This is a genomic window from Candidatus Fukatsuia anoeciicola, assembly GCF_964059965.1.
Classification (GTDB): domain Bacteria; phylum Pseudomonadota; class Gammaproteobacteria; order Enterobacterales; family Enterobacteriaceae; genus Fukatsuia; species Fukatsuia anoeciicola.
The window spans coordinates 649351-668765 of record NZ_OZ060923.1; the positions used below are offsets into that span (position 1 = coordinate 649351).

The following is a 19415-nucleotide window of genomic DNA, read 5'->3' on the forward strand; positions in this document are numbered from 1 at the left end:
TGTTTAAAATAACTTATAAAAAGTTAGTGTGCTAATTATTAATAACTAGAATCAATACTTTGTAGGTCATCTTGAATTGCTAAAGCATTTAGGTTAACTTTATTACTTAGTGCACTATTATCAGCAAGAAAATCATAATGCTGAAAATAAGCATCTCGTACTATTTGGTAAGGATCAGATGAGTTGCGTAATAAACTATCAGAATCTAGTAATTGAGCACGGATTTCTATTTCTTCAAGAATCCACTTGCCAGTAAACATCCAGAATTTTAGATAGCTTAGCATGGGATAAAGCGTATCTACCCATTTTCCAACATCCTGACGAAGTGTCATACTACCATAAACAGGTAGAACTATATAAGGACCATAACCAATATAATAATAACCTAACATAGAACCAAAACGATAAGGAATCTCTTTTATTAACTTAGGATTAACTATAACAGCAACATCAATAAATCCTCCCATACCTAATAATGTATTTAAAAAAAAACGATTAAAATGTTTCATTGCTTTGTAGGGATCCCCAATTAAAAAACTATTAATCATGCTAGCTGGCTCTTCAAGATTATTAAAAAAATTGCTTAAACCATTACGGATAGGTTGTGGCATGTTATTACGCCAAACTACTGCTACTGGACGCATTAGATAGGGATCCATAATATTATAGTTAAAATTAAACATTATTCGATTAAAATATTCTAGTGTATCAACATGGTTTTGTTTATCTTGATATGAAGAACGACTAGCACAACCAATTAACAATAAAACTATACAAACTAGCCTTATTAAGCGATGATTCATATTTTGCTTTTAAATACATCCCGTTTACAAAAATTACTTAACGTTTTGGCTAAAAATCAATTATAACCTATTTTTTTATCATCCCATCTAGTTATTTAAGTAATCTTTCAGTATTTATCCTATAGTAAAAAATTAATTTTTATGCTAAATATTTTATCAAATTGCTTTAACTTTAAGGTACTCTAATTAAATAAAAATAATCAAATTAATTGAAGATTTATTACTATAATATACTTGAAATAATGATCATTTATTATATTTTGCTATAAAATTTATACTTTAACTAATTTTATAATTTGTTATCTATTATCTTCTAATATATTAGATATACTATCTTTTAAGAATTAGATTAACTATTTTTATTAATTACTTATTTTAATCTATGTTTAAAATAAAGTATTATATTGTAATAAAGCTTACTCTTAGATTAATAATTTGTATAGTCTGATACTTAAATATAGCAAAATTTATAAGAAGAAAAGTAGCACTAGATATAGAAATAGAAATAATATTAAAACAATTAAGTTAAGTCATCTTTATTTTTAGTAAGTCCTATATTGAGAACGCACAGACTTAATAATATAGATATATAAATTGATAAAGTATAAGTAATATATTTTATTAGAACCTACAGAAGTAAGCTTAGTGTAGTAAGGTGAAATATAAACTATACTTAAACATCTTGATTAAGATAATCTAAAAATTTTTATAAAAGCATACATTTATATAGGCTTTATAAGAAATACAGCTTTATTCACATAAATAATAGGTCTTATATCTTTATATAGACCTGTATCTTTAACTAAAATTATTCTAGACTATAAAAATAGCTTTAGGTTATTAAGATATTTTTATAATAAAATTTAATATGTTTAAATCATGACAGGATACCCTCAATATTTACTTAGAGATATAAAACATGCTTGCATTAATAAGCATTAAAATAATTATTTGCATTAAATATAATGTTATCAAACTATTTTAGTAATAAATTTATTATGTTACGATAGAGTTATTCTATAAATTTTTAAATTAAAAAATAGATTTTTTATATAAAAAATAAAGATAAAAATATATAATAAATATATTAATTTTATAGTAAAATAATACAATTTATTAATTTTTTAATTAAGTATTAATGATATTTAATTATATTAAATAAAGATATTAAGTATAAGGTTACTATTTATTTTTTATTTTTAATTAAATATTTATATAATATTTAAAAACTATAGATTTAAAATAAATTTTAATAAATTAATATCATTTGTAATGATAAACTATTTATCAAATTAAAACATTATTAGTATATAAATATAAATAACTATATTAATATAGTGCATCTAATATAATAAACAAGCTATCTAATTAATTATTATAGTAAAAAATAATATTTTTTATCTTTTCTATAATCATTTTTATTTTTTTCTACTTGAATTGACAAGGTCTTTTATTTATATAAAAATTAATAAATTGTTTTATAATTATATTAAGGTTATTTAATACTATATTATTATCTAATAATTTATTTAACAAAGTTAGATACAGCTCTTACTATTTTAATTATTTTCTACTAATAAAAGCAGAATTCTTTTAAGAAATTATTTAAATTTATTAGTTATTATATATATTAATAGTTAGTATATTATAAGTATAATTACTATAGTTAATATATTTTTTTTGATATTATTGCTAATAAACTATTTTTTTGCTAATTTTTAATTATTATATTTTTTGTAGTATTATTATAATAATACTATTATAATTTAGAAAATAATTACGCAGTTTAGAGTTATCATTAACTAGATTTCTACTAAAATCTCTTACTTTTTAATTTATTATTTAATTTAACTAAATAATCTATTATCTATAAGATGATACACCTATTTTAAATCTACTATACATCTTGTTTTAACTAAGTACTTTTATTATTACTAAACTAATAACTTTTTTAAATTTTTTCTATTTATTTTTTTTAATGCTTTTATCTTATTACTATTTTATTTTTTAATTTTAGTGCTATCATAAATAAATCATAATTAGCAATGAAAGTTACATGGTCACTAATTTTTTATTCTATTTATTTTAATAATTATTAAACTTAATAATTTTATTTAAATAGATATAGTTACAACTATTTATCTCTTTATTTGACTGAGTTATTATAAGCTGTTCTATTTTATTTTAATAAATCTTATCATTATAGTTTATATAATTGTGCCAGTGCAACATACAGCTATATTTTAATAAATTTATTTTTTATAACAAATTATATTTTTTAATTTCTTTTTTGTCATAACTTTATATTTTGATTTTTTTATTTAATTTTTTAACAAAATAAAATATAACTAACTATAAGATTCTAATTAGAGTTTTTGTTATGTATCTAGCTTTTAGTTATTGTATTTTTAGTAAGAAAAGAAAGATAACTATCTTTACTATAATTAAAAAGCGAATTTAATAAATTTTATTTAGTATGTTTCATAGAAAAAAGATTTAAATATCTTATTAAACTACTACTAATTTAGTATATAATAGATATAAGTTGTTTTTTAATTTTATGTATAATTATTTTATACAAATAAATAATAATTATTATAATTTAATAATTTTAATATTCTATTGATATATTTTTATCATTACTAATAATATTATTTTAACTGTATATTAAGTTTTAGTAGATATTATTTAATAATAAAAAATTTAATACTTGAAAGAGCAATAATTAATTTATTAGATAATTTACTTAAACTTAACTTGATGCTTAATTAAATTATAAACCACTTATATTTTCTGAGTTTTTTCTTTTACTATTTCCGTTATCTTAGGAGGCAAATCTTTTATTAATAACTTATCAGAATAATATTTACTATTAATTTTTAATAGATACACTTAATAAGTATGCTATTATTAGGTTTTACTACTAAAATTTTATGATTATTTACTAATGTAGGTATTTAGGCTATTAGTTTAAAATTGCCATGTTGATTTTTATTAGAATAATCTTATTAATTTTTTCTTGTTACTAAACTGATATTCTTTTCTACAATATTAATAAAATAATTAAGTTAAATATAATAAATACTTAATTCTTCAGTAATTATACATTAATACTTGTCATTTATTTAGGTTCAGGTAGAAAAAATTATTAGCAAAAACTACTTAAAATTGGATCTATAAAAATATATAAATTAGATTAAAATATCTAAAATACATATTATATAATTTTTTTAGTTTAGCTCTAAATGAAAAATACTTTTCTTGTCTTAAGAAAAGATTATTGCACTACGTGATATATAGAACCATATAAATATATATATTTTTATTAATTGATTAGCAATCTAATATCAATTTTTTATTACTTATCATTTTATTTTACTCAGGTAGTTTATTACTTAAAAGCACAATAAAAAAAATAATTATCCTTTTTATTAATTAGTAAAAAATTTTTGATTCCATATATTACATACTTTATTTACAGTATGACCAATAAATAAGTCTAATGATACTCCCTAGAAACTAATACCGATATAATCACAATGTAAGATTAAGTAATTTTATTGAATACTGCATATACTTGTTAATTCATCATGTCATTAGTAGTAATTTGCATTACTATACTTAATATCTAGTTTATAACTTAATAGTAAAGTTAATAAATTACTTAACTTAATCTTAATGTAACCGTGATAAGTCATAAAAATATGAAAAAAAAACCTCTAATATTGCTAATTTGGACGATATTTTATAGTCAGTATGTATTAGCTAATTCCTCCTCCTTTAAACAATGCGTGCTTGGTATGTCTATATATAATAAAGTCTTAGTAAGCAATAATATTAATCATCTTCCTATTAATATCAGAGCAAATAAAATCAAGGCCTATTATCCATATAACATGCAATTTATTGATAACGTTATTATGCAACAAGGTAACAGTATACTAACTGCTAATAAAGTTAAACTACATCAAACACAAAAAAATTATCTAACTATACCAGTACGAACTCTAACTGCAATAGGTAATGTTACCTATGAAGATCCATATTTCAAATTACAAGGACAAAAAGGTTGGTTAAGTCTGAATAATAAAGATATTAATATAGATAAAGGTCAGTACCAAATGGTTGGCCAACAGGGGCGTGGTGATGCGGATGTAATAAAGTTACGCAGCCAAAATCGTTATGCTATTTTAAAAAATGGTACATTTACTTCTTGTTTATTTACTGATAATAGTTGGAGTATTAAGGGATCCAAAATTATTCATGACCGTAAAGAACAAATTACTAAAATATGGAATGCTCGTTTTAAAATTGGTGGAATCCCTGTATTTTATAGTCCTTATTTACAATTACCTATAGGAAATAAGCGTCACTCTGGTTTTCTGATGCCTGATATTATTTATACTAGTAATAATTATTTTGAGTTTAACCAATCTTATTACTGGAATATCACTCCAAATCTTAATGCTACAATTACAACACGCTATCTACGTAAACAAGGAATTCAATGGCAAAACCAATTCCGTTATCTATTAGCATCAGGAAATGGCTCTATGGCACTAGAATGGTTACCCAACGATAAAGCTTATATGGGTAATAATATTTATGATAAAAATAAGACCCGCTGGTTATATAATTGGCAACACAATAGTGTGCTTGACAATTTATGGCATTTTAGTATTAATTATACCAAGATTAGTGATACAAAATACTTTAACGATCTGATTTCTCCTTATGGCTCTACCGCTAATAGTTATGCAACACAAATATTTAGTACTAATTACTCACAAAAAAACTGGAATGCAACTCTTTCTTCTAAACAGTTTCAAGTATTTACCAATAAAAATAATGGAGATACTTACAGAGCTCAGCCACAAATAGATATAAATTATTATAAAAATAAAATTGGACCTTTTAATTTGCATACTTATGGTCAAGCAGTAAGGTTTATTAGTGTTAACCCGAATAACCCCAAAACTAATCGTTTTCATGTTGAATCAGCAATTTATTTGCCTTTAACTAATGCTTGGAGTAGTTTTAACATCGAAACAAAACTAATGGCCACTCATTATCAACAAGATATTCCTATAAATTTTTCTAATACTTATAAATATTATATTAATAGAATTATACCGCAATTTAAGATTAATAGCCAAATAATGCTTAAACGAGCAATAGATTGGAATAGTCATTTTATACAAACATTAGAACCACGAGCGCAATACTTCTACAGTCCTTATCATTACCAAGATAATATCTATATTTACGATACTACCTTACTGCAAACTGATTATAACGGTTTATTTCGTGATCGTAGTTATAGTGGCCTAGACCGCATTGCTCCTGCTAATCAAGTTGCTATGGGTTTAATCTCACGTATTTTTGATGATTCTTTAGTAGAGCGTTTTAATGTTTCTCTTGGTCAAATTTATAATTTTAGTCATGCTAATTCTAGAAGTAGTACTATGATTGATAACAATAATAATATTGGCAATCTAATTTGGATAGGAGATAGCAACTGGAAGATTACTAATACATGGAAAACTAGAGGAGAAATACAATATGACGCTCAACTAGGGAGTTTAATACAAGGTAATGGGGTAATAGAATATAGAAATAATGACGAACGAATATTTCAATTAAACTATCGTTATGCTAGTCCAGAATATATTAAAATTTTACTACCAAAACGAAAAGATAACCACTTTTATAAAAAAGGGATTTCACAAATTGGCATTGTAACTAGTTTACCACTAACTAATCATTGGACCATAGTAGGTGCTTATAATTATGATATTAAAGTACGCAAGCCAACTAGTAAACTAGTTGGCTTGCAATACACTACCTGTTGTTGGGCAGTAAAATTAGATTACGAACGTAAAATTATGGGTTGGAATATAAAATATAATAATAGTAAATATAACAATCATATATCATTTAATCTTAGATTACGTGGCTTAAATAATAATTTTAGTCTAAATACTCATAACATATTAAACACAAAAACTTTACCCTATCAAAGTATATTTTAATTTTAATCTGTATATATGAATAATATAAGCGAAAATAAAATATGAAAAACTGGAGAATACTAATTTTAGGGTTAGTAGTATATACCAATAGTGCATTCGCAATACTACAAGAAATCGACAGAATCGTAGCTATTGTTAACAATGATGCAATACTACAAAGTGATATTACCAATATGAAAAAGATGATTAAATTGAATGCCCTACAAACGGACCAACAGCTTCCTGATAATATTGAATTGAATCATCAGATTCTTGAACAGCTAATCATGGATAACATTCAATTACAAATAGCTAAAAAAATAGGTATTAATATATCTGATGATGATTTAAATAAAGTCATTACTAATATTGCAACAAAAAATAGGATGACTATTAATCAGATGCGCAATCAGTTAATAAAAGAAGGCATTGATTATAAAAATTATCGTATGCAAATTCTTAAAGAAATACTAATATCAGAAGTTCGTAATAACGAAGTTCTACGCCATATCATAATATTACCACAAGAAATTGAGTCGCTAACACAACAAATTTCTAATCAAATAAATGAAGATACAGAGCTAAATATAAGTTATATTCTTATTTCTATACCAGAAAATTCATCTCAGCAACAGAAAAACCAATCTGAAAAACAAGCAAATAAAATAATAGCTAAAATTAAGGCAGGTGCTAATTTTACCAAGCTAGCTAAAGCTAACTGGCCTAATCTACAATCATTAAAAAGCGGAGAAATAGGCTGGAGCAGAAGAAAAGAGCTACCAAGTTTGTTTGCTACTAAATTATATTCAGTTAATAAAGGTGATATTGTTGGTCCAATACGTTCTGAGGTAGGTTTTTATATTTTAAAAATAAATAATATACGTAGAACAGATAAAGCAATGTTAATAACAGAAGTACATGCGCGTCATATTTTACTTAAACCTTCAAATACGATGACTGATAACCAAGCACAAGCTAAGCTACAGACTATCTTGCAGGAAATAAAAAGTGGTAAAACTAATTTTACTACTGTCGCGAAAGAAATTTCTGAAGATCCCAATTCTGCAAAGCAAGGGGGCGATCTAGGTTGGGCTACATATGATACCTATGATCCAGCTTTTTGTAAGGCATTACTAAAACTTAAAAAGGGAGCAATTAGCATACCTGTTCGTTCACTATTTGGTTGGCATTTAATTGAACTGCTTAATATACGTAAAATAGATTATAGTAATATTATACAAAAAAATCGTGCTTATGAAATGCTTATTACCCGTAAATTTGTTGAAAAAGTTGAAAGTTGGATGCAACAACAACGTGCAGCGTCCTACGTAAAAATTCTTGATAATAATTATTTACAAAAATAAACTAAAAAGTTATAAACTCATTACTATTATCCATGATAGATTTATTAAGGTTAAACTGAATCTAATTGTTATTTTTATTTATAAACAAGGCCAATTAAACTAGTGTTTTATTTAAATAATATATTAATTAAATACATTAAATAACTATAGCACTAGTAAAATTACTTAAATATAAGTTAATTTATTAACAATAAATCATTAATAAAAATTAAATAAATTATAGCTAGTTAAGATATTAATTACGTTGTTAATAAAAATAGCGCAACTATATTAAGCAAACTTAAAATATAAAAGATATTGATTACATCGTAAAAATATTTACTTATACCTGTAATGATTGCTTAAATAATAAGTTTTCAGTATGAATTACTAGTTTAATATAAAAACTAATATCAACGAAGCTGGTGTTCTCTGTATTGGGTATATTAATTTTTGTAGTATGTATTATACTGTTTAGTTGTTATTATATTATCAATATAAAAATAAATAGAAATTATATACTAATAACTAGATATTTAGCTTTATTACAAATATGCTTAACTATTACTTAGATATATTTGTATCAAGTTATTATTGCTCTCTTTAATATTATTAAAAATAAATTTATTATTAATTATCCTAAAATTTATAATACAAATTTAACTTTTATATGAATAAAAGAGTTATATATAATATAAAAGTAAGTATTATTATACTAATATTAAGATTATTATACGAAAAGTAATATAATTTATTAGTTTACTATACACAGATAAACATGTTATTTTAACTAGAATATCTAAAATACTAATATAGCACTTATTATATACTACGATTAAAGATTATTAATATTTAAATATTAAGATTTGAATTAGGTAATAAATATTATTCATAGTTTTGTTTTTTTATTTATACTTTAATTAATTATAGCACTATATTAAAATTCGTTGCAATGATTACATTAATACTGGTAGTTTTACTATAGTATTAGAGTTAGTTATTAAAATAATAACTAACAAAAAAATAATCAAATATAATCATAAAATTATATAACATTTAAATAATAAATAAAATGTGCGATAGAATCTACCAAGGACATTTTGCTCGTAAAAGATTTGGGCAAAATTTTTTAAATAATAGCTATATTATTAATAGTATTGTTTCGACTATTAACCCTCTGCCAAGTGAAGCAATAATTGAAATTGGACCAGGCTTAGGAGCACTAACTGTACCAGTAGCAGATCGTATAGATAAAATGACAGTTATTGAATTAGATCGTAACCTTACTATTAGTCTTATTAATAATCCTAGACTTAAAGATAAACTAATTATCTATCAGCAAAATGTTATGGAAGTAGATTTTTCTATACTAGCAAAACTTTCAAAACAACCGTTACGTATATTCGGTAATTTACCTTATAATATTTCTACCCCATTAATATTTTATCTTTTTAATTATACTAATATAATTAGTGATATGCATTTTATGTTACAAAAAGAAGTAGTTAAACGTTTAGTTGCTTCTCCTAATAGTAAAACATATGGCCGTTTAACAGTAATGGCACAGTATTATTGCCAAATTATCCCTATACTAGAAGTACCATCATCTGCATTTATACCATCTCCTAAAGTTGACTCTGCAGTAGTGCGCTTAATTCCACACCAACAAAAATCTAATCTAGTTAAGGATACACGCCTTCTAGAGTATATTACCGCTCAGGCATTTAATCAGCGACGGAAAACTATTCGTAATAGTTTAAGAAAATTATTTATTCCCGAGCAACTAATAAAGCTTAGTATTGATCCTGCTTGTAGAGCTGAAAATATCACTTTAACGCAATATTGTAGATTAACTAATTGGCTTTCAGATCAAATAACCTATAGTAGTAATAATCTTTAATAATCTAAACCAATTAATTTATATAGAAGTATAATTAACTTTACAAAATTAATCTATACTTAAAATAATACTATTTAATTACTAGTAACTTATCATAAATAGTAATCATAGTAAAACTAAGATTAAAATAAACAGTATCATAAGAGAGTGTCTATTATCTTAATAGCAAGTAAATTTTATATACTATTTAATATAGTTCTTAAAAAATCTTTAAATGTAATAAAAAGATATTCTAAATATTTAATTATATCAGTTAATTATTTAAGATTTTAATTTAATTTTTTGCTTAGTTAATCTAATTATAACCTATTAATCATGTCTACTTATCTTATCGGTGATGTTCATGGATGTTTTACTGAACTTCGTGCTTTACTAGCACAAGTTAACTTTAATATACAACAAGATACACTATGGTTAACTGGTGATCTAGTTGCTCGTGGGTCTTCATCATTAGCAGTATTACGTTATCTTAGATCTCTAGGATCTAGTGTACGTATTGTGTTAGGTAACCATGACCTACATTTATTAGCAGTATACGTAGGTCTAAGACGTAATAAGCAGAAAGACCGCCTTACTGAATTACTTAACGCCTACGACATAGATGAATTAATCAATTGGTTGCGCCATCAACCACTTTTACAAATTGATCACATGTTAAAACTTATCATGGTACATGCAGGTATTAGCCCACAATGGGATATTAAAAAAGCACAAAACTGTGCTCATGAAATTGAAGATGTTCTTAGTAGTAATAGTTATCCTCTATTTCTTAATGCATTGTTTAATGATGCACTAAATAGCTGGAATCCTAAACATTCAGGATTAGCACGCTTACGTTTTAATATTAATACGTTAACACGAATGCGTTATTGTCTTCCACATGGGCAACTAGATATGATCTATAAAGATATACCTGAAAATACTCCCTTTCCTTTAATACCATGGTTTAGGCTGCCACGTTTAATTGATGCAAATTATGCTATTGTTTTTGGCCATTGGTCATCCTTACAGGGAGCAGGAACGCCCATAGGTATTTATGCATTAGATACAGGCTGTTGCTGGGGAGGTAAACTAACTCTATTACGTTGGGAAGATAAACGTTATTTTACACAGTCTGCAAAACATATATCTATTTAGTTATTATTTATTAAATATTCTACTGCATAATTAATTTTCTAATCTATATTATTATCAACAGATAATTAAAAGGTATTTTATTACATATTATTTAAAATTTACTGGTAGTTAACTTATAGTAATTTATTAACTCGGAAAAGATTAAAAAATGGTCTAGTACACTAAATTCTACCAAGTATTATGGATCGAGCAATATTTTTACTGTAGCTAATATTATGGCTAATTTTAATTAATCTACTATAATTCTTGTGTTAATAAAACATTTATAGAATAATTATATGGTAAAAATGAAAGTATTATTTCCTAATAATATAGTAGAATATTTTTATTTATATAATAATTATTATTAGTCTAAAACTTACATACCTAGTTTAGATATCTTTATAAAAAATATTTAGTAATTAATAATTATGTTAAATAACATACTTATCTATTAATAAAACTTTACTTAAATAATAAAAATATAATTTTTTATTACTTTGGTATCAGTAATTTACAGATTAAATAATCTAATATAATATTTATAAATAATAAGAAAAATAAAATATAAACGTAATGATTAAATATTTCACATAGTATTTTTTGGGTGCATGATAAAATTATTAATATTTTACCTGCTGAATTAGATAAGTAGACTGTATAAGTAGAATTATTTAATAAAACACCAGAGCGTTTATATTTAATTTTTTAATTAATTATTGTATAAAATTCCTTATTTTACTATTTATCTAAAAATATATTATGCAGTAATTATATAAATTTATCCTGTAGATAATAAAAGAAATAATATTAAAAATTTTAGCAAAATCTTCTAAATAGGAAACTTTATAAAATATAAAGTAATAAAGATATTAAAATAAATTATTTAAGGAGTTTAGTATATGAACATATCTTATAATTAAAATAGTGATAGATATAGATTACTCAAGGCTAGTTAAATTATTTAAATTATATTAATAATAAACATTAATTGGTTTGTTTTACTAATAACTTTTATATATTAAATAAGATTTTCTTATTAATATAAATATATAAAAAAATTTAAGTAATAATATAAAATATATATCTAATTTAGATATAAGTTTTTTATATTTAATTGCAAAATAAATTTGTAAAATTTTAATAGTTAAATTATTTTAAATTATCTATTAATTTATATAATTTATAGTTTGCATAGTAAATTCACTTGATGACTATTACTAAGTACTTTTTTAAATTTTTTATTTTTATTCCTTATTTATTAAACTAATACTTAGTTTAATAAAAAGTTTTATATTGGTACATATTATTAAATAACAAAAAATAACTATTCTAACATATTCTTTGCATAATTAAGTAATTTAACACTACAAAAAATTATTTATTAATTTATTTTTTAAATAAATGCTTAATGCTGCTTTTAATCTCTTTGTTTCTACTAACTTTAAACAATTTATAATTGTAATAGATTTCTTATAAATTCTAGGAAGTACTGTGAAGATAAATTATTTAACTATAACATTGCATAGTATATAAAACTTACTAGCATACTACTATACAAAATAGTATATTATTATTTTTTAATAAATTTAATTATCTATTATCACTTTTATTTTAAATTATATAAAACATTATAAAAAAATAAACTTGTGATTATCGTAGTAATTAAACTAAATAATATTTCTATTTTAGAATAGTAGTGAACTTATGTTTATACTAATAAAATTAGTTAAACAATAATTATTAATATAGTAAAGATAATATTATAAAAATAATAACAGAAAAAATTTATTTAAAACTAATCAAATGAAGCAAGTTAATAAAACTAGATTTAGATTTAACAATATACCACTTAAGAACTAAAATTCTTAGTATTTATTAATAAATAAAGTATAACTAATACTTAATAATAATATCGTTAATCCTGTACAGTTAATACTTCTATTAAAAATAGGATAGCATCCTAAAAATAATAGTAAAACAAAAAAATATAAGTAGTGAACCTTAGATATAAATATATTTTAAAGTTTTTAGAGATAGCATTTATTAAATGCATGTTATAGCATTTATATATAATAGAATTATGAGGTTGAGGATCACTCTACTAAATTAATATCTATATTAAATTAATAATACTCTCCTAAAATGATATTTATTTATTATAGGCGAGTATTATTTTTATTCACTTTATATTAGTTTACTATGTAATCCAGTAATATAATAATTACTACAGTAACTATAAGGTTAACAAAAAATCTTTTAATCAATAAATAAAAAATAATAATAATTTTAAAATTATCAATAATAACTAATACTAATAAACTTTTAAACTAGCTATACTCTAAAGTTATTACCTTGAAAATAAAATAATATTAACAATAACGTAAAAATAGTTAATTATAATAAATAGTTTTATTTATATCATTAAATAATAAATATATTATAGTAATTACTAATATTACCTTTATTTTTAAAGTAATAACTAGAATAATTATCAATTATATTCTACAAAAGGTGTTTATAATAATTCATATTTTATTTTTAATTCTAAGACTAAAAAACTATTATTAAAAATAATTTTTATTAAATATTTACCAATGCAACATTTATAATAAAAAAAATTAAATAAAAGATTATTTATAATGGTTAACATTACAATTATAATAGTTATAAAAAATAAGATTATCTATTATCTTTAAATACGATAATTAATAAATAATTTTTTATAAAAATAATTCTTAATAAGATATAGTAAAATAATAAAAGTAAAACATTAACTCATCAAATTGCATTATATATTAATTATTATATTACACGAAATATTTTAAATTAAATCTATTTATATTTAATTAAATTTAAACCTGCTATATTTTATATAAAATGCGTAGCGTAATATAATGACTTAAGTAATTTATACGGTACTTACGATACATATAAGAATTATATACATAAGAAAACAAAGATTATAAGCACCATATAATATGAAATTCATAACACATAACCTTCTTTCTAGAAGGTTATGTGCTTTCCCTCGAGTCTATACTAATTATATGATTATACTCAGCATTAATTTAATAATAAAATATTTTTATTAATGAGTTAAATCATCAAAAAACTTTTTAATACCATCTAGAAAGCTCTTTGAACGTGGACTATTTTTTTCATCTGCTGTACCTGAAAAACTACGTAATAACTGTTTTTGTTCCTCATTTAAGTTAACAGGCGTCTCAACAACAACGCGACAGAATAAATCACCTTTATTATTACCACGAATAGATTTAACACCTTTACCACGAAGACGAAATGATTTATTTGTTTGTGTTTCCTCAGATATTTTTAATTTAATTCGTCCCTCTAGGGTTGGAACTTCAATTTCACCCCCTAAAGCAGCTATTGCAAAATTAATAGGAACATCACAATATAGATCATTACCATCACGCTTAAAAATTGGATGAGATTTTACTTCTACTTGAACATATAAATCACCATCACCAGCACCTTCACCAGATAAACGAATACGATCTCCTGTATCTACACCAGCAGGTACTTGCACTGATAAAGTTTTAGGTTTTTCTCGTTGCCCTTTCCCAGCACATTTACTACATTTGTCTCTAGTAATTTTACCATTACCTGCACAATGAGGACAGGTTTGTTGTACAGTAAAGAAACCTTGTTTTATACATACTTCACCATTACCTTTACAAGTAGGACAAACCGGCTGAGAACTACCAGGTCTTGCGCCGCTACCATGACAACTATCGCAAGTCTTTAAAACTGAGAAACTAATTTCTTTGGTAATACCTCGAACTGCTTCTTCTAGCGTTAACTTTAGATCATAACGCAAATCAGAACCACGACGACGTTGGTTGCTATTCTTACTACGTCCCCCACCAAAAAAGCTTTGAAATATATCACCTAGATCTTCACCAAAATCGCTAGCAAAACCAGTGGTTGTTGAAGACTCTCCCATTCCACCGGATTGAAAAGCAGCATGACCATATTGATCATATGTTGCTCGTTTTCCCTTATCACTTAAAATTTTATTAGCCTCATTAATTTCCTTAAATTTAGCTTCGGCATTCTTGTCCTGATTGCGATCAGGATGGTACTGATTCGCTTTCTTTCTATAAGCTTTTTTGATTTCATCATCTGTTGCATTTCTATTAACGCCTAAAATATCATAATAATCTCTATCCGCCATTTATTTTTTCCTATCCTTCACATACGCGCACGGGCGTAGAGTTACCTCAACGCCCGTGCTGATTTTCAGCTGTAGTAATCACTACCACATCTATTTTAAAAGTGATTATTTTTTATTCTTTTGTTGCTCTTCATCTTTTACCTCTTCAAATTCAGCATCAACAACGTCATCTTCTATTTTAGCTTTAGTACTATTATTACTTGATCCAGGTGTAGCGACTTGTTGCTGTACTGCTTCTAACAATTTACTAGAATATTGTTCTAATTGTTTAATTTTTGCAGTCATCATATCTTTATCTTCGCCTTTAGCAGCAGTCCTTAGTGCAATTAATGCTGTTTCAATGGCAGTTTTATCTTCTGCTGTTAGCTTATCACCAATATTTTTTAGCTGTTCTTCCGTACTATGAATTATATGATCAGCTTGATTACGTGTTTGTACTAATTGCTCAAACTTAAGATCATTTTCAGCGTTAGCTTTTGCATCCTCAATCATTTTTTGGATTTCTGTTTCTTCTAGACCTGAAGAAGCTTTAATAGTAATCTTTTGTTCACGTCCACTATTTTTATCTTTAGCAGAAACATGTAAAATACCATCTACATCAATATCAAAGGTAACCTCAATTTGAGGTATACCACGCTTTGTTGGTGCGATACCATCAAGGTTAAATTGACCTAAAGATTTATTATCACTAACACGTTTACGTTCACCCTGTAGTACATGAATAGTTACTGCAGATTGGTTATCTTCTGCAGTAGAAAAAACTTGACTATGTTTAGTGGGAACAGTCGTATTTTTAGTAATTAATGCTGTCATTACCCCACCCATTGTCTCAATACCAAGCGATAAAGGAGTAACATCAAGTAATAATACATCTTTCACATCACCAGCAAGAACACCACCCTGAACGGCAGCTCCAATAGCAACAGCCTCATCTGGATTAACATCTTTACGTGGTTCCTTACCAAAAAATTCAGCAACTTTCTTCTGTACCATAGGCATGCGAGTCTGACCACCAACTAAAACAACATCTTGAATCTTATTAATAGATAAATTTGTATCTTTTAGTGCTACTTTTAATGGCTCAATAGAACGTTTAACTAAATCCTCTACCAGTGATTCTAGTTTTGTTCTCGTCACTTTAATGTTCATATGTTTTGGACCAGAAGCATCAGCAGTGATATATGGAAGATTAACATCCGTCTGTTGAGCAGAAGAGAGTTCAATTTTTGCTTTTTCTGCCGCTTCTTTTAGACGTTGCATTGCTAAAGGATCCTGACGTAAATCAATACCTTGTTCTTTCTTAAACTCTTCAACTAGATAATTAATTAAACGGTTATCAAAATCTTCACCACCAAGATGGGTATCACCATTAGTTGCTAGTACTTCAAAGGTTTTTTCCCCATCAGTATCACTAATTTCAATAATAGAGATATCAAAAGTACCTCCACCTAGATCATAAACAGCAATCGTACGATCACCTTCTTCTTTATCAAGCCCATAAGCTAAAGCAGCAGCGGTAGGTTCATTAATAATACGCTTTACTTCTAGACCAGCAATACGACCCGCATCTTTAGTAGCCTGACGTTGAGCATCGTTAAAATAAGCAGGCACAGTAATAACAGCTGCAGTAATCTTTTCACCAAGATAATCTTCTGCCGTTTTCTTCATTTTTTTTAATATTTCAGCAGAAATTTGTGGGGGCGCCATCTTCTCTCTTCTTACTTCAACCCAAGCATCATCATTATCAGCAGCAACGATTTTATATGGCATAATACCCTTGTCGCGCTGAGCTTCTTCATCTTTAAAACGACGACCAATTAAACGTTTAATGGCATATAATGTATTTTTTGGATTAGTAACAGCTTGACGCTTAGCCGGTTGTCCTACCAAAACTTCTCCGTTTTCAGTATAAGCAACAACAGAAGGCGTAGTACGATCACCCTCACTATTTTCTAAAACACGCGCCTTTTTACCATCCATAACAGCGACACAAGAATTAGTTGTACCTAAGTCAATACCAATAATTTTAGATCTATTCTTTTTTTGTTGTTGTTGTTCAGTCATCTGACATTACCCCAAAATAAATTTATTATTAATCTGTGGAAGGATGGTCTATTCTTGACTGTCTATTAACTCCATCACACCACAACATTAGTGATTACGGTTAATAGATAAGATGGGGTCATGCATCACAGCATCAAGGGGAGAAATAAAAAAAATTATTTTTTAATACTTTAAACTATTATTTAATACGAGAAATATATTCACCAGAACGAGTATCTACTTTAATTATTTCACCTTGTTGAACAAATAATGGTACTTTAACTATTGCACCTGTACTCAAGATTGCTGGCTTATAACTAGTACCTGTAGTATCTCCTTTTAATCCGGGATTAGTATTAATAATTTTAAGTTCAATAAAATTTGGTGGACTGACTGTAATCGGCTGACCGTTCCATAAAGTTAAAACGCATTTAGTCTGTTCTACTAACCATTTTATATTTGCAGCAATAACTTTTTTATCAACAGCTAACTGCTCAAAATTATCATTATTCATGAAGTGCCAAAATTTACCATCATTATATAAATATGTTAAATTTATATCGACTACATCTGCTGAGGACACAGTATCAGTAGATTTAAAAGTTTTTTCTAGTAATTTACCAGAAATAAGCTTGCGAATATGGGTACGAACAAATGCCTGCCCTTTACCTGGTTTAACAAATTCATTATCAATAACAGTACAAGGTTCACCATCTAACATAATTTTAAGACCAGAACGAAATTCATTACTAAAATAAGTCGCCATAATAGTTCTCTCAAAGCTAATATTTAAATAAAAATGACACATATTATAACTCTAAATACATCTACTAAAGAAGATTGGTTGCAGCAACTCTCTGATTCTATTACTAACCCTAATGAATTGTTACATCTTTTAGAACTTAATAAACATTCAGATTTACTACAAGGATGTAATGCGCGTAGCTTATTTCCTCTTCATGTTCCTAGAGCTTTTGTCGCACGCATGGAAATTGGAAATGCTAAAGATCCTTTGTTGTTACAAGTTCTTACTATCCAAGAAGAGTTTATAGCTGTATCTGGCTTTACTAGCGATCCTCTAAAAGAACAAAGTACCATAATACCAGGTCTTCTACATAAGTATCATAATCGTGTACTACTATTAGTAAAAGGAGGTTGTGCTATCAATTGTCGCTATTGCTTCCGTCGTCATTTTCCTTACCAAAATAACCAAGGTAATAAAAAAAATTGGCATCAATCATTACAATATATACGTCAACATACTGAGCTTGATGAAATTATTTTTTCTGGCGGGGATCCTTTAATGGCAAAAGATTATGAATTAAATTGGTTAATTACTGAGCTTGAAAAAATTAAGCATATTAAACGACTACGTATTCATACTCGTCTGCCTGTAGTAATTCCAGCACGCATTACTAAAGCTTTATGTCAACAGTTTTCTAATTCAAGCCTGCAAATATTAATGGTGACACATATCAACCATGCAAATGAAATCAATCAACCATTATATGACAGTATGGCACAATTAAAATATGCAGGAGTAACATTGTTAAATCAAAGTGTCTTATTAAGAGGCGTCAATGATACTGTGATAGCATTGGTAGAACTTAGTAATGCATTATTTAATGCTGGTATTTTGCCTTATTACATTCATTTATTAGATAAAGTACAAGGTGCTGCGCATTTTATGGTTGATAATAACAAAGCACAATATCTAATGAAAGAGCTATTAAGCCGTGTATCTGGTTATCTCGTACCACGTTTTGTACGAGAAACTAGCGGCGCAATTAGCAAAATACCATTAGAACTAAAACTTATGTAAAACTAAATTTAAACTAATAGAATATATCAATAGATTTAGCAAGAGATCTATTGATATATTCTTAATATTAAAATAAGTTAAATATTGAGCATAATAACCTTGGTATTTTACTTAAGAGCATGGCTTTGTTCCTGAGAATTAATCACAGGATAGCAAGGTTGTAACCAACTGAGAAA

At 25.5% G+C, this 19415-nt stretch carries 9 protein-coding genes; 5 read left to right on the forward strand and 4 right to left on the reverse strand.

Annotated features, from left to right (window positions below):
• Positions 1-38: 38 nt before the first annotated feature.
• Entirely contained in the window at positions 39-803 is a 765-nt protein-coding gene (gene mlaA, locus AB4W73_RS02095; protein ID WP_367680204.1) for a phospholipid-binding lipoprotein MlaA, read from the reverse strand.
• 3704 nt (positions 804-4507) lie between these two features.
• On the opposite strand from mlaA, the gene lptD reads away from it, so the two are divergent.
• From lptD to apaH, 4 genes are all read left to right on the forward strand, one after another.
• On the forward strand, positions 4508-6835 hold the full coding sequence (lptD, locus tag AB4W73_RS02100; RefSeq protein WP_367680205.1) for an LPS assembly protein LptD: 2328 nt from the start codon (positions 4508-4510) through the stop codon (positions 6833-6835).
• A gap of 41 nt (positions 6836-6876) precedes the next feature.
• Entirely contained in the window at positions 6877-8178 is a 1302-nt protein-coding gene (gene surA / locus AB4W73_RS02105; RefSeq protein WP_367680206.1) for a peptidylprolyl isomerase SurA, read from the forward strand.
• A 1051-nt stretch (positions 8179-9229) separates the two neighbouring features.
• Positions 9230-10057, forward strand: a complete 828-nt coding sequence (gene rsmA / locus AB4W73_RS02110) for a 16S rRNA (adenine(1518)-N(6)/adenine(1519)-N(6))-dimethyltransferase RsmA (RefSeq protein ID WP_367680207.1) — start codon at positions 9230-9232, stop codon at positions 10055-10057.
• A 315-nt stretch (positions 10058-10372) separates the two neighbouring features.
• Complete coding sequence (gene apaH / locus AB4W73_RS02115) at positions 10373-11194, forward strand: bis(5'-nucleosyl)-tetraphosphatase (symmetrical) ApaH (protein WP_367680208.1); 822 nt, start codon at positions 10373-10375, stop codon at positions 11192-11194.
• A 3070-nt stretch (positions 11195-14264) separates the two neighbouring features.
• On the opposite strand, the gene dnaJ is transcribed toward apaH, so the two are convergent.
• The 3 genes from dnaJ to efp form a co-directional block, all read right to left on the reverse strand.
• Positions 14265-15374: a molecular chaperone DnaJ gene (gene dnaJ, locus AB4W73_RS02120; protein ID WP_367680209.1), complete on the reverse strand. Its 1110-nt coding sequence runs from the start codon at positions 15372-15374 to the stop codon at positions 14265-14267.
• A 105-nt stretch (positions 15375-15479) separates the two neighbouring features.
• Positions 15480-17438 carry a molecular chaperone DnaK gene (gene dnaK / locus AB4W73_RS02125; protein ID WP_367680210.1) on the reverse strand — a complete coding sequence of 653 codons (1959 nt, stop codon included), beginning with the start codon at positions 17436-17438 and terminating at the stop codon, positions 15480-15482.
• A 178-nt stretch (positions 17439-17616) separates the two neighbouring features.
• Positions 17617-18183, reverse strand: coding sequence for an elongation factor P (efp, locus tag AB4W73_RS02130; RefSeq protein WP_367680757.1), 567 nt, complete (start codon positions 18181-18183; stop codon positions 17617-17619).
• Between the two features lie 33 nt (positions 18184-18216).
• On the opposite strand from efp, the gene epmB reads away from it, so the two are divergent.
• Entirely contained in the window at positions 18217-19239 is a 1023-nt protein-coding gene (epmB, locus tag AB4W73_RS02135) for an EF-P beta-lysylation protein EpmB (protein WP_367680211.1), read from the forward strand.
• The last annotated feature ends 176 nt before the right edge of the window (positions 19240-19415 follow it).

What these genes read in the sequence shown, in the direction of transcription:
- mlaA (WP_367680204.1), bottom strand. Translation starts at nt 803, where the DNA reads ATGAATCATCGCTTAATAAGGCTAGTTTGTATAGTTTTATTGTTAATT.
- lptD (WP_367680205.1), top strand. Translation starts at nt 4,508, where the DNA reads ATGAAAAAAAAACCTCTAATATTGCTAATTTGGACGATATTTTATAGT.
- surA (WP_367680206.1), top strand. Translation starts at nt 6,877, where the DNA reads ATGAAAAACTGGAGAATACTAATTTTAGGGTTAGTAGTATATACCAAT.
- rsmA (WP_367680207.1), top strand. Translation starts at nt 9,230, where the DNA reads ATGTGCGATAGAATCTACCAAGGACATTTTGCTCGTAAAAGATTTGGG.
- apaH (WP_367680208.1), top strand. Translation starts at nt 10,373, where the DNA reads ATGTCTACTTATCTTATCGGTGATGTTCATGGATGTTTTACTGAACTT.
- dnaJ (WP_367680209.1), bottom strand. Translation starts at nt 15,374, where the DNA reads ATGGCGGATAGAGATTATTATGATATTTTAGGCGTTAATAGAAATGCA.
- dnaK (WP_367680210.1), bottom strand. Translation starts at nt 17,438, where the DNA reads ATGACTGAACAACAACAACAAAAAAAGAATAGATCTAAAATTATTGGT.
- efp (WP_367680757.1), bottom strand. Translation starts at nt 18,183, where the DNA reads ATGGCGACTTATTTTAGTAATGAATTTCGTTCTGGTCTTAAAATTATG.
- epmB (WP_367680211.1), top strand. Translation starts at nt 18,217, where the DNA reads ATGACACATATTATAACTCTAAATACATCTACTAAAGAAGATTGGTTG.